General features: G+C 51.1%; 8 protein-coding genes. 3 read left to right on the forward strand and 5 right to left on the reverse strand.

Annotated features, from left to right (window positions below; genetic code table 11):
• Nucleotides 1–436 precede the first annotated feature (436 nt).
• Nucleotides 437–1,804 carry a dicarboxylate/amino acid:cation symporter gene (locus ACFVU8_RS26710; RefSeq protein WP_387431362.1) on the forward strand — a complete coding sequence of 456 codons (1,368 nt, stop codon included), beginning with the start codon at nt 437–439 and terminating at the stop codon, nt 1,802–1,804.
• Nucleotides 1,805–1,949: 145 nt separating this feature from the next.
• Nucleotides 1,950–2,804 carry a protein-glutamine gamma-glutamyltransferase gene (locus ACFVU8_RS26715; protein ID WP_387431365.1) on the forward strand — a complete coding sequence of 285 codons (855 nt, stop codon included), beginning with the start codon at nt 1,950–1,952 and terminating at the stop codon, nt 2,802–2,804.
• Nucleotides 2,805–2,981: 177 nt separating this feature from the next.
• Here ACFVU8_RS26715 and hflX read toward each other — a convergent pair whose 3' ends face one another.
• The 5 genes from hflX to ACFVU8_RS26740 form a co-directional block, all read right to left on the reverse strand.
• Nucleotides 2,982–4,247: a GTPase HflX gene (hflX, locus tag ACFVU8_RS26720; RefSeq protein WP_387431486.1), complete on the reverse strand. Its 1,266-nt coding sequence runs from the start codon at nt 4,245–4,247 to the stop codon at nt 2,982–2,984.
• A gap of 609 nt (nt 4,248–4,856) precedes the next feature.
• A complete protein-coding gene (locus tag ACFVU8_RS26725; RefSeq protein ID WP_387431488.1) occupies nt 4,857–7,889 on the reverse strand; it encodes a DEAD/DEAH box helicase in 3,033 nt (1,010 codons plus the stop codon).
• 2 nt (nt 7,890–7,891) lie between these two features.
• Nucleotides 7,892–9,532, reverse strand: a complete 1,641-nt coding sequence (locus ACFVU8_RS26730) for an SWIM zinc finger family protein (protein ID WP_387431367.1) — start codon at nt 9,530–9,532, stop codon at nt 7,892–7,894.
• 185 nt (nt 9,533–9,717) lie between these two features.
• Nucleotides 9,718–10,749, reverse strand: coding sequence for a M23 family metallopeptidase (locus ACFVU8_RS26735; RefSeq protein WP_387431369.1), 1,032 nt, complete (start codon nt 10,747–10,749; stop codon nt 9,718–9,720).
• Between the two features lie 170 nt (nt 10,750–10,919).
• Nucleotides 10,920–11,345 (reverse strand): VOC family protein, encoded by a 426-nt coding sequence (locus ACFVU8_RS26740; RefSeq protein WP_379467037.1) that lies wholly within the window; start codon nt 11,343–11,345, stop codon nt 10,920–10,922.
• Between the two features lie 119 nt (nt 11,346–11,464).
• On the opposite strand from ACFVU8_RS26740, the gene ACFVU8_RS26745 reads away from it, so the two are divergent.
• Nucleotides 11,465–12,412: a helix-turn-helix transcriptional regulator gene (locus tag ACFVU8_RS26745; RefSeq protein WP_387431372.1), complete on the forward strand. Its 948-nt coding sequence runs from the start codon at nt 11,465–11,467 to the stop codon at nt 12,410–12,412.
• Nucleotides 12,413–12,426: the final 14 nt, after the last annotated feature.

A 12,426-nucleotide genomic window follows, 5' to 3' on the forward strand; every position in this document is an offset into this window, starting at 1 on the left:
AACAACAAAGAGACTCAGGCAGGTGGTGCAATGACATCACCCGCTGAATCTCTGGCTGTCCAGTAGACTCAGTCCTCCGCTAGTTATGTATGCTCATGCTGGATTGCTCGGCTGAAGTCTTCATCCCTCCCTTTTGCGCCAATAAAAAAGCCAGAGACTCAAGAGAACGCAAACCTAGCGCTCTAACTCGAATCTCTGGCTGTCCAGTTGATTCTATCCCTTTGGTGATCCAGCAAATGATGCATGCATCGTGTGATGTTTTTAATATTATTCAATGGCGAAAGTAGTTGTCAATCAATATTTATTTTTCATACCGAAATTATCGGGATTAAATGAAATTAACATATAATTACATTGACATTCATAGGTTTTGTATATACATTATTTATCATTATTCATATCAAATAAGTGGGGTATTGGGAGGGTTTTAGAAAGAATGAAGAATATAGACAATAATCTACTCTCGGCGATTCAAACAAACTGGTACGGATTTGTAGTTTCCATCGTTGTCTTCGGAGTTTTATTTCTGTTGGCACGCAAGCGTGTAGGGTTTGGTACCCGAGTCATTATCGGTTTGTTAATCGGACTTGTAGTTGGGATTGTTTTTCAAAAGCTGGAATTTGAGACCAAAGCCATCAGCACCTTTGGTAGCATTTATGTAAGTTTGATCCGCATGCTCGTTATTCCCCTGGTATTCGTTCTCGTATTGAACAGCATCGCGTCTCTGACCAACCTGGAGTATCTGCGTAAAGTTGGTATCAAGACCTTTGCCTGGTTCCTGGGGACAACGGGAATCGCTTCTATTATAGGGCTGACAGTAGCCCTGCTCTTCAATCCCGGTCAAGGGATCCAGCAGGAGGTGCCGGCAGACTTCACTGCCCGTGAGATTCCGACCTTCTCGCAGGTCATTCTCGACCTCGTACCTTCTAACCCAGTTAATGAAGCGGCGACTGGTAAAGTGGTTCCGCTGCTTATCTTCGCAGTCTTCCTGGCGGTGGCAATTATCAAGATTGGCTCTAAAAAGCCAGAGGCAGTAAAGCCTGTACGTGATCTGATCGAATCTCTGACCTTGATTCTGCACCAAGTCGTCAAATTCATTATTCGCTTAACGCCATATGGTGTGTTCGCACTCATTGCTGCGATTACGGCGCGTTATGGATGGGAGACCTTGCAGGAGCTTGGAAGTGTTATTATTACCTCCTATGTAGCCATGATCATCCATTTTGTGCTGATCTTCGGTGGCCTGGTATTCTTCGTAGCCAAGGTCAATCCGATTAAGTTCTTCCGCAAAATCTATCCGACCATCGCTGTAGCATTCACCACGCGCAGCAGCTATGCTACGCTTCCAGTCAATCTGGAAGTCATCACTAAGAGATTGCATGTCTCGCCGCGTATTGCGAGCTTTATCGCTCCGCTTGGCGCATCTGTGAACTTCAACGCCTGCGGCGGCATCTGGCCGGCAATTGTGGCGGTGTTCACTGCTCAAGTATTTGGTATCAATTTAACCGTAACAGACTACATCGTTCTCGTACTTGTTAGTATTATTTCTTCTATTGGTGTAGCTGGAGTTCCAGGTCCAGCGGTAATCTCTACTACAGTTGTATTAACTGCGCTAGGCTTGCCGCTTGAAGGTATCGCTATCGTGGCCGGTGTAGAAGCTCTCATCGATATGGGACGTACTGCCGTGAATGCGACAGGAACTACTGTTACAGCTCTGCTGGTTGCTAATTCGGAAGGTGAATTTGACCGTGAAGCCTTCAATTCGGATAACGAAGACGATGAGATCGCACTTGGTACTGCATAATTTAACCTAATATTAAAAATAACACTACAACCCTCCAGTTCCTGCACATGTGCAGTGGTACTGGAGGGTTGTTTTGCACATCCACAGGAGTTGCAACGTACAATAACCCATATTAAGAGAATAAAGATTCATGGGAGGTACGGCAGTGATTACGTTCTTGAATGGCGACATCAACGGAATTAACATGTCAGGCTTGACCGGGGTAGAGCGGGAAATTGTAGCGGAGAAACAGAGAAGCCCGGAGAACTATGTGTATGAAAGTCCGGCGGCGCTGGAATTCGAGCTGAATACAAGAAAGCACATTGTGAATGCGGCAAGGGGACTGGATGCCAGCGGAGCAGAATTTGCCTCTTTTGAGACTACCCGGGGTAATCCGAATTATTGGACCCGGACCAGCAAAGGCGGGCTACAGCTGAGAAGCGGGGTTCAGCCATCCGATGGGATCAACGACATTTTTCGTAACGGTTATCTTTATGCATTTGAATGCGCCACAGCAACGGTAGTGGTTTTATACAAGGGTGTGTTGGATACGCTGGGCCCGGCTGTATTCAACTCCTATTTCAATGATCTGCTACTGTATGACTGGCATTATGATAGCGATCTGCAGCTTACTACTATTAATAACAATCTGGAAGCCTATCCTGGCGATGTGCAGTATTTCAAGAATCCCGACCATGATCCGAACAAACCCGAATGGCAGGGTGAGAATGTTATCGTCCTGGGGAATGGGGAATATTTTGGTCACGGCATCGGTATAAGCTCCGGGGCGGGCATCATTGCTGCGCTGAACGAGGAGAGAGTACCGGGAAGCACAACGTCTGCATATCTCTTGGATGAGACATTTCATCCTGATTTTGAGTATTTGCGGAAATTATCGGAGGGGCGAAGCCGCTCGTCTTCCGTAGTCAGAGCTTCAGACCTGGCGGTCATCGCCAGAATTGGGGGGCATCATTATATTTATACGTATAAAAAAGCAGACCTTCCGACTACATCGATATAATATTGATGATTTCTGAACTTTTATTAGGCTTACAAAGCATCAAAAAACCGGCGCTACACTACGTCATGGACGCGTGCAGGCCGGTATATATCTGCCTTTTAGAAGTTCTCAGAAAGACAAGCAGTCCCCCGCCTCAATCCTGTGCAGAAGTCGGGGCTTTCTTGTCTTTCTGATCCTTTAAAGCTCGATGAAGTCGTTCCGGTACTTCTCGAAGTCTGCTATTTTGCACTCCAGCGTCATCCGGGTGCCATTTTCCTCATAGCTGACCGATTGGACATGAGCGTTCTCGTTGAAGTAAGAGACCAGACGTCCCTGATCAAAGGGCACGAGGATCTCGCATTGCATGTAGTCATTAAACACATGATCGCGAATCAACTGTGTTAGTTCAGGAATGCCCTTATTTTGCTTCACGGACAAGTAGAGGTTATCCCCTTCAACAAGCGGATAGGACAGGTCTGTCAAATCCGCTTTATTGTAGGCGTAGAGGACAGGAATCCCGTCTGCGCCGAGCGCTTTTAAAGTCTCCTCCGTCACTGCCATATGTTGCTTGTGCTGTGAATCAGCAATATCAACGACGTGGATTAACAGATCCGCTTCGGTCACTTCTTCAAGCGTGGAGCGGAAGGCTTTGACCAGATGGTGCGGCAGCTGGCTCACGAATCCTACCGTATCCGTCAAGAGAAAGGTTTTATGATCCGGTAAATCGATGCTGCGTACCGAGGTCTCCAGGGTGGCGAACAACATATCCTTCGCGAATACCTGTTTGTTGGAACCCGGATGGTAAGTCTCAACCATAGCGTTCATCAAGCTGGATTTGCCGGTGTTGGTGTATCCAACGAGACAGACCACAGGCACTTCATTCTTATGACGTTGCTTGCGTTGAATTTGGCGCCGCGACACTTGCTGGGTTAGCTCAGTCTGGAGAGCAGAGATGCGCTCTTCAATTCTCCGGCGGTCAAGTTCAAGCTTTGTCTCCCCGGTACCTTTGTTCTTCATGCCGGCACCACCGCCCTGACGTCCCAATGATTCACGCAGGCCTGACAGCCGGGGGAGCATATATTGCAGCTGGGCGACTTCCACCTGGAGCTGGGCCTCCTTGGTCTTGGCTCGTTCAGCGAAGATATTGAGGATCAGAATCGTCCGGTCAATAACTTGCCGATCCAGTGTAGATTCCAGGTTGCGGATTTGGGAAGGGGATAGTTCATCGTTGAAAATAACAAGTTCCGTACCTGCTGCTTCCATTAAAGCTTTCAATTCTTCGATTTTACCAGTCCCAAGATAATGGGAAGGGTTGATTCGGCTGGTCTTCTGGCTCAGTTCCCCGATAACCTCGATATTGCATGCAGCTGCCAGATTGCGCAGTTCTTCCATAGAATAAGCGAAGTTATGGTCCTGTTGCAGCTGGACCCCAACAATGATCGCTGTTTGTTGAGTAGGTTCCATCATATATAATCATCCTCCGTTATTTAGCCAAAATTAACATACAACTTTAGCGAAAATGAAAAATAAAAAAGCACAGGCTATCTGCCTGTGCTTACAGTATCTGTAGAGGACTTCAGAACAAGGACGCGAGGGAAGACGTACTTCCGCTGCGAGACCTGGTCTTCCATAGGATGCAGGACACAAATAGCCTTCACATGAGAAAAGATGAAGATGTATGACATCTCCCCCTGCGATAACAGGCTACGCTTGTGTTCATGGGTTTCTATGGAGGTTTCTAAAGGAGGAACGCTGAAGAGGATGATGCTTCTTCGGGCAGTCCATGATTGTGGGTTACCTTTAAAATGGCAGACCTATCCTGAGTCCTCTGCACATGGGCAGAGCTTGAGCGCTATTCAATTAGCCGCGCAACGTACGAACTCGGATAAAGTCTATCACACGTAACCCTCCGTTCAATAAAAGTTAAGTCGATTCTAACACATACACTAATTTATGGCAAACCGGAGGTGCATCGGGTTCACTTCAAAGCTCTGCTAATCGAAGTAAAGCCCCCATCGCCTGTAACGCACAAGAATATAAGAACTCTCAGCGTTTATGGGTAGGCTCACCACTTTACGCCATCCATTCTCTACGTAAGGTGAACAGATCCTTGAGTGCATCTGTAGACAGCTCGGTAATCCAGCCTTCCGAGCTGGAAATCACGTTGTCGCTAAGCTGTTGCTTACTCTCCAGCATCTCATCAATACGCTCTTCAAGTGTACCAAGCGAGATGAATTTATGGACCTGAACATCCCGGGTCTGGCCCATCCGGTAGGCCCGGTCGGTTGCCTGATTCTCGACGGCGGGATTCCACCAGCGGTCGAAGTGGAACACATGGTTGGCCGCGGTCAAGTTGAGGCCGACTCCACCGGCTTTCAGGGAGAGGATGAAGACATTTGGCTGATCGGACGATGCTTCAGCCGAATCTGTTCGCGCGGGAGCCTGGAAGCGATCGATCATCCGATCCCGTGCAGTTTTGGAGGTGCTGCCATTCAGATATAGCACCGGCTCTCCGAGCTCTTGCTGGAGCACGGCCTGCAGCATTTGGCCCATGCCAACATACTGTGTGAAGATGAGGCAGCGTTCATCCTCTTCGCGCAGCTCACGGACCATGGCCATCAAGCGCTCCAGTTTGGCTGAACGCCCGATCAGGGCCGGGGTGTTCAGCGGTGCCATCGCTCCTGAATCGGGGTCCATCTCCTGCAAGGCTTCCTTAGATAGCAGTGCTGGATGGTCACATAGCTGCTTGAGCCGGGTAAGCGCCGAGAGAATAGCGCCTTTGCGCTCGATGCCTTCGAGCTTCTGCACACGTTCCAGCAGTTCATTGACGGTTTGGTCATATAGCGCAGCCTGCTCTGCTGTCAGGTGAATATAGGTCTTCATCTCGTTCTTGTCCGGCAGATCCAGTTGGATTGCCGGATCTTTCTTCTTGCGCCGCAGCATGAACGGTTTAACGAGTCGTTGCAGCTCATTTGTACGGCGCTCATCGCGCTCCTTCTCGATGGCATTGCTGAACCGGTCCTGGAACGACTTGGAGCTGCCGAGGTAACCGGGCGTGATAAAGTCGTAGATTGACCACAGCTCAGAGAGCCGGTTCTCGATCGGCGTGCCTGTTAGCGCAATCCGGTGCAGCGCCGGGAAGCTGCGAACGGCGACAGACTGTTTCGTCTGCGCGTTCTTGATGTTCTGCGCTTCATCCAGGCAGATGCATCCCCAGGTGAATTGTTTCAGCAGTTCCTGATCCAGCGAAGCGGTAGCATAAGACGTCAGTACCACATCAGCCTGCGAAGCGGCTCCGTAGAAGTAGCCAGCCTCCAGACGTTTGCTGCCGTAGTGCAGCATAACGTTCAGAGACGGGGCGAAGCGGGCCAGCTCCTTCTGCCAGTTGCCGAGTACCGAGGTCGGGCAGATGATGAGCGACGGCCAATCCGTAGGGGCCGCGTGGGGATCCTGTTTGGCTGCCGCATCCGGTTTGGGGGCGGCGGCATAGTTGTCCTTCAGGTGGAGCAGATAGGTGATCAGCTGCACCGTTTTGCCCAGGCCCATGTCGTCGGCCAGGCAGGCGCCCAGCCCGAAGCGACGCAGGAAAGCCAGCCAGGCGAAGCCGTCGTGCTGGTAGCTGCGAAGCTCGGCCTTAAGGCCGGCCGGCACCTCGGGCTTCGGCCACTGGGCCTGTTGTCCGAGCTGGCCGATGAGGCCGAGCAAGTGTCCGTTCAGCTCCACCTCCAGGCGGAGCCGTGTGGCCTCCTCCTGAAGCTGCTCTTCGGCGGCTTCAGCGTTCTCGGCTTCATCGCCTGTACCCAGGAGATGAAGCTGCAGAACATCCTGGAAGGACAAGCCCTGCGACTTGTCCATGCCAGCCATGGCCCGCTGAATCTGGGCCAGGAGGGCGGGGTCGAGCGGAATCCACTGGCCGCGGAAGCGGACCAGACGCTCGCCCCGGGCGACCAGCTCGGCGAACTCGGACTCCGAGAGGTCCGCATCACCGATGGAGATTCGCCAATCGAAATCGATTAGCGAATCCAGACCGAACAGCGACTGGCCGCTGCGCTCGCCTTCGCCAGAGCTGACCTTGGCGCGCAGGCGCGGCTTCTTCCGGCTGGCGGTTTCCCACCACGCCGGGAGCAGCACCTGCCAGCCCGCTTCCAGCAGACGGCGGCTGTCCGCCGTCAGGAAGCGCCAGGCCAGCTCATTACTGAGCGGCGCGCCTAGCATATCGGCGCCGCTTAAGAGCTGCTCGCGTGGCAGGCTGGCGAGCAGACGGGCGGACCAGCCTGCGGCGCGTTCGGTGACATGGGGCGTCCACGCCGCAGGCCACTTCCCGGCGGCTTCGCCTTCGCCGCTCAGCTGTATCGGCACCAGCACGGACTCGTCATACTTGTCCTGCAGCACAAGCTTCAGCACCCAGTGTAGCTCATCGCCTTCCGGCTCCAGCAATTGCAGTGCCGGGCGGAACGGGGCGGTGTCGGCCTTCCAGCCGATGGAGATCAGCCAAGCGGCTTCATCCATACCTGCCGTGCCCGTGCCGCTTCTATCGAACAGCAGCGGGTATTCGCTGCGCAAATCGCCAGCGGTGGCTTCGGTTCCGTAATATTGCTGGGACACCGCTGCCGAGAACGCTGCACGGAGTCCTTCCGTGAAATCGGAGCTCTCAGTGAGCATCTGCTGTAGAGTAGATGACTCGTTCCTGTCTGTGGCGGCCCGCTTCAGCGCGGCATCATCCCAGGTCCATTGCAGCCGCCCTTCCCGATAGGCGGCCAGACGTGGAATATATTTTTTCCCCTTCAGGCAGTCCGTCAGCAGGGGGGCTAATACATTAAGACGGGCAGCACCGCCTTCCCAGTTCCAATGCACATGGCTCAGAAGCTTGGGATCGGAGAAGAAAGGGATGACCTGCTCTGCAGGCAGAACCACCACTTGAACGTCTTCCACCTGCCGCACCGCTAGTTCTGTACCATAGAAAGAAGCTTCGTGCCAGGCGAACAATCGCTGTTTGAGGGTCAAGCCAGGAACATAATCGTCCCGTTCGTTGAGCCCGAATAATAAAGCATCGCCGTACTCGCTCAAGGCGAGCTTCACGGTGATCGTATTCAAATGCATATTGATGCTCATGTAATCAGTTTTCCTTTCCGAAGCTCTTCCTGCAAGGCGCGCAGTCTGCTATTGCGAACGGAGAACGAATGGATATACAGTTCCCAGCGCTCCTCCTGCTTCATTTTCTTGTATAGCTTGGATAGCCGCTTCAATAACTTAACCGCTGCTTTATAGCTTTGCCTGTTCTTGTCCAGCACGAATCGTTCTACAGCCTGATGGTAGAAGGGGAGCAGCGTTTCCGGTGCGTGCTTCTCCAGCGGCTGAAGGTCCCGGACACGGAAGTCGGCAGGTTCTTTGCCGTTCGCGAGTTGGTAGTCCATCCAGACTTGCCATTTCTCATGGAGGAGCAGCTTTTCGCCATAGATTTCACCTGCCAAAGGCAGCATTTCGCTCAGAGTACTCCACATCAATGGCTCACTTTCTGGGCGCTGGGACACGACCGCATCCCAGTAGCTCGAATAATCCTTCAGATTTCCGTAGATTCGGCTACCGAGCAACGGGCCAGTCTGGACGAGCCAGTTCACCAGCCGGTCCCAATCCCCGGCGCTGTATAAGGGTTCAAGGAAGCTGAGCAGGTCTTCCGGCTGCAGAGCAGGGGTGTCCGCAGCGGTGCGAAGATGTGCCCAGGCCGGGGGATCGTCCCCGAGGTAGAAATACATCCGGCTCTGGGCTAGCAGCCAGGCATGCCGCGAGAGCGAAGTCCCAAGCTCTGTCTCCGCTGTACGTAGCTGATCAAGCTCCTCTTCGTATAGCTTGTTGTCACTGAGGTTGGGTTCGAGCCAATGTTCCCAGTACAGCTCATAAGCTATACGGAAATAAGGCTGCTCACGGGAACGGCCGCGTGGCTCAGACAGCATTTGCAGGCGCAGGTAGTCCAAAATTTCCATCGCCCGAGGCCATTGCTGCGATTCTACCCTCAGCGGAAGGGCGCTAGTCAGGAGCTGCCCGATAGAATCTTGCAGCTCTGTGACAGTCATATGGGCGAAGTAGCCCATGGAGGAAACGAACGTAGTCTGCGCCGGACCCTGGGGTTTAGTTATCGTTTCTAGCACAAAGAGGTGGGCATGGAGTAGGAACAGTTTCTCTGTAGCCGGTGACATCGACGGTTTATATTTCAGGATGGCCGCGAGGGCTTTCTCGGCATAACCCGGCGTCCGGCTCGTGTGAGCCAGCGGCGCGGTGCAGCTTACACAGAACTCACGCCACTCCGCAACCCCGGCTTCCGGTATGCGGCTTGCCTGTTGTTGAAGCAGATCCTGTCGCGCCAGCATTGAAGCCGCCCCAGGGGGAACCTTGGGACTGGCTGGACGCTGCAGAGAAGCGGCGGCCTTAGCGTTCGCTAGTGTCTGCACGGAGCGCTTCTGCATGTCTGCATAATGCATCAGCACGGCGGCCATATGCTTGCAAGGTCCTTTGACAGGACATTCGCAGCGGCTATTTCCGAGATTGTCGAGATCGATAACCACGGAGTAATCATCGTTACCCTCAACGAGGGTAATGATTTTACGCGCATCGGTCACTGCAAACGGCCGGACACGCTTTTGCTTATAATATTGAAACCCACGTTTGAGCGTCAGATCATCGAAAAGATACGCCACATCCTGAATGAGCTTGTCCCACAGTTCATCATCCATGGCATCTATAGTAGATTGCATCGCTTTATTCTCCCGTTAATATATAGTTGCTATTATCTCCTTCTATTATATCATTTATTATCTGTCGTTCTCTTCATCGGCTACGGCAGCTTGGAAGGGCAATTCATAAGCCGAAAGCCTGCTATTAATATAAGCGACAAAAAGAAGCAACTCAGATGTCCGAGTTGCTTCTTTTTATTCGATCATTAAGGTGCTTTGATATAGATGCCTTGTTCGTAATCATCGGCGTCTTTCCAATTCACGCGCAGGGACTTCGTAGTATAGAGCTCTGCACTGTCGGCTACCTCGAAATGCAGATGCGCTTCACTCGAATTACCCGAGTTGCCGCATTTGCCAAGCGCATCTCCGGCTTTCACCTGATCGCCGACTTTGACGCTGACCGAGCCCTTTTGCAGATGGGCATAATAGCTGAACTCTCCATTGCCGTGATCGATAATCACATGGTTTCCGGCAATCTCCTTCGTGTTCTCCGTTCCGACAGGGCTGTTGTCATGGATGTTATTGACTACTTTCACTACCTTGCCTGCTGCGGCAGCGAAGATAGGTTTACCAAAAGCGTAGTAGCTTTCATTTTTGGTGGGATCACCTTTGTAACTGAATCCATTGTTAACGACGATCAGGTCATACGCATATCGCTGTTGTACAGCACCATAGTGGTAGTTGATCAGCTCATTGGGTCCTCCCCAGAAGACAAACCAATTCCCTTTAAAGGGAAGCTGAAAGGTCGTCTGCGTACGCTTTGCATCGGTCTCAGGATACAATTTCAAAGTATCAAAGATAAGGAACGCGATCTGATTTTTACTGTTAAACATGACCTGAATCGTTTTTTCACCTTTAGGGTCCGTCCAGGCATAATAGTTGGTATTGTTCAAGGCTACGTGACTTTTCAATTTATAGGAAGTGACGTTACTGTGGTATAGGCGAGCCGCTTGCTTGAAGTCTTGAAGCGGGAACGCCTTTTTGAATTCGGCTATTGTTTGTCCATAAATCACTTCATATTTTTGTTGCTGTAACAGCTGCAGTAGTTGATCAGGTTTGAAGGAAGAAGCTTGGGGCTGCGATTTCGAATTGACTGCCGCTACCTTCGTGACAGAACTCAAGGGTGCTGCGACAGGCTTGAGCGGATCAGCCGAAGCTGAGACGGCTAAGGAACCTACACTTAATGAGCCAACAAGACTTAACAGCACCAGGCTTTTTTTGCTAATAAAATCATTCATCGGTTTATCTCCTTTATCGTTGGTTTCATAGCTGAGTCTATCCGATGAGTGTTAACACGTGGGTAACTGAATCTTATCATTGTATTAATCCCGGAGGTCTAAATTAAGATGCTGTTAAGACTAGCTCGCAACCCTTTTATCTAATTGAAAAAGGAAGGCTTGAAGTGTTTCTATGACTGTCGTTTGGTGAAAATTTGAAAGGTTACGCCGAACTTATCCTTAACCATCCCGTAAGCCGGACTGAAATAGGCCGCTTCCAACGGCAGAACAACCTGACCGCCTTGTTGCAAGAGCTGATAGAATTGCTTGGCCTGATTGCTGTCATCCGTGGTGAGACAGATCGTCAAGATGTTGCCCTGTTGGAGTGCTAACCCCGGAATGGAGTCGGCTACAAATATCTGTGTATCGCCAATCTTCAGAATGGCGTGCGCAACGAGTGCCGTGTCCTCTGCCTTCAGCGGAGAATCGGGGTTCTGTGGGCCTTCACCAAAGGTTTGTTTGAAAAGCAGCTCGGCACCTAAAGCTTGTTCATAGAATTGGATGGCTTCCTTAGCCTGACCGTCAAGCATAATGTAGGGAATTAATTGAAAAGACATTCTTATACATCTCCTTAGGTTGAATTATGGTGTGGTGTTCTTGTTCTGGTTGTAATCTTATTGTAAAGTCTAATAGTGACAACTCTTGTCATTAATAAAAAAATAATGGAGTCTGCCATATGCCAAAATCAAAACGTCTGCTGGAGCTGATGATGACCGTCAACCGGAAACGGAGATTTACCGTCAAGGAACTAGCCGAGGAATTCCAAGTCTCTACAAGGACTATCCTGAGGGATCTGCAGGAGCTTAGCGAGCTAGGTGTTCCTCTGTATTCAGAAGTGGGTCCGCACGGTGGTTATCAAGTGTTAAAAGAAAGCATTCTGCCGCCCATTGCCTTTACGGAGGAGGAAGCGGTTGCACTGTTTTTTGCCAGCCATGCCCTGCGTCATTATACTTCTCTACCCTTTAAGGAAGAATCTGCGGCGGCGCTTCAGAAGTTCTACCATTACATGTCCAGTGAAGTTCGAGATCGTATTGATCAGGTGAAAAATCGCTTCGATCTTGTGACCCCTGTACGGCAAACAGAGTCCCCTTATCTATCGATACTGTTGGAGGGGGCGATCGGGCAACGGGTGATGACTGTTGAATATGAGGCAAAGGGAGAACGTTCGCAGCGGCAGATTCAGCCCATTGGAGTCTATGCCCAAAATGGCTTGTGGTACTGTCCAGCTTATTGTTTTCTCCGTGAGGGCATTAGGGTCTTCCGCTGCGATAGGATGTATTCCGTTGATTTCGATACATCAGGTCTTACGCCGATGGATTTGCGGGAAGTTCATTTGGGCAATCGGAAGGAAGTATTGCACAAGGAGACGGAGACGATATCCCTGCTTGTTGAACTGGGCAGGGCAGGGGTTCAGAGATGTGAAGCGGAATTATGGCTGGTCTCCAAGCTGCATATCCGTGACGATGGCACCGGGTGGCTGGAAGGAGAGGTTCCGAAGCATGACCTTGCTTTCCTGGCCGACTTTATGATCAGCCTGGGTCATGAGGCAACTGTGCAACAACCGGCAGAATTGGTGAACCAGATGGTGACCAAGCTCTCGCGGATAATGTCCAAATACGAATAGGAACGATGAAGCCA

Origin of the sequence: Paenibacillus sp. NPDC058177, from assembly GCF_042883835.1 — a bacterium.
Taxonomy (GTDB): Bacteria; Bacillota; Bacilli; order Paenibacillales; family Paenibacillaceae; genus Paenibacillus_AQ; species Paenibacillus_AQ agri.